This is a genomic window from Sphingomonas sp. AOB5, from assembly GCF_029433115.1.
Taxonomy (GTDB): Bacteria; Pseudomonadota; Alphaproteobacteria; order Sphingomonadales; family Sphingomonadaceae; genus Sphingomonas.
Genome location: NZ_JARNTV010000135.1, coordinates 1 through 1135 on the forward strand (window position 1 = coordinate 1; position 1135 = coordinate 1135).

Consider the following 1135-nt stretch of genomic DNA (forward strand, 5'->3'; position numbering starts at 1 on the left):
CGGACCTGCCGCCGCTGGTGCGGGTCAATCTCGCGGAGAAGGACGTGCCGGCGGGGCTGGCGCGGGGCGCTGTGGTGCGGCTTCGGGCGCGGCTGATGCCGCCGCCGCCTTCGGTGCCGGGGGCTTATGACTTTGCGCGGGTGGCGTGGTTCGACGGGATCGGGGCGACCGGACGGGGATTTGCGCCGGTGACGATATTGTCGGGCGGAGATGGCGGCGGTGCAGACCTGAGGACGCGGCTTTCGTCGCATATCCAGAGCCGGATCGAGGGCAGTGCCGGCGGGATCGCGAGCGCGCTGGCGACGGGGGACCGCGGGGCGATCTCGGACGAGGATTCGGAGGCGATGCAGCGGTCCGGCCTCGCGCATCTGCTGTCGGTGAGCGGGTTGCACGTCACCGCGGTGACGGCGGGGGCGATGCTGCTGGTGCTGCGGCTGCTGGCGCTCAGTCCGTGGCTGGCGCTGAACTGGCGGCTGCCGCTGGTGGCGGCCGGGGCGGGTGCGGCGGCGGCGATCGGCTATACGCTGCTGACCGGTTCGGAAGTGCCGACGATCCGGTCGTGCGCTGCGGCGTTGCTGGTGCTGCTGGCGCTGAGCATGGGGCGGGAGGCGATCACGCTCCGACTGGTCGCGGCGGGGGCATTGTTCGTTCTGCTGCTGTGGCCGGAGGCGCTGGCGGGGCCGAGTTTCCAGTTGAGCTTCGCCGCGGTGACTGCAATCGTGGCGCTGCACGAGCATCCGGTGGTGCGCGGCTGGTTCCTGCGGCGCGAGGAGGGGTTGGGCAGGCGCCTGTTGCGCGGGCTGGCCTCGTTGTTGCTGACTGGCGTTGCGGTGGAGCTGGCGCTGATGCCGCTGGCCCTGTTCCACTTCCATCAGGCTGGTGTGTACGGCGCGCTGGCGAACATCATCGCGATCCCGCTGACGACCTTCGTGATCATGCCGCTGGAAGCGCTGGCGCTGTTCCTCGATCTGGCCGGGCTGGGCGCGCCGGTCTGGTGGCTGACTGGGCACGCGCTGGGGTTCCTGCTGTGGCTGGCGCATGCGGCGTCGTCGGCGCCGGGTGCTGTGGCGGCACTGCCTGCGATGCCTGCGGGAGCCTTTGCGCTGATGGCGGTGGGCGGGTTGTGGGCGCCGCT

General features: G+C 71.5%; 1 protein-coding gene. It reads left to right on the plus strand.

The features are described 5' to 3' along the window. The coding region (locus P1X14_RS22025; RefSeq protein ID WP_277317567.1) for a ComEC/Rec2 family competence protein at positions 1-1135 on the plus strand (1135 nt) is incomplete at both ends.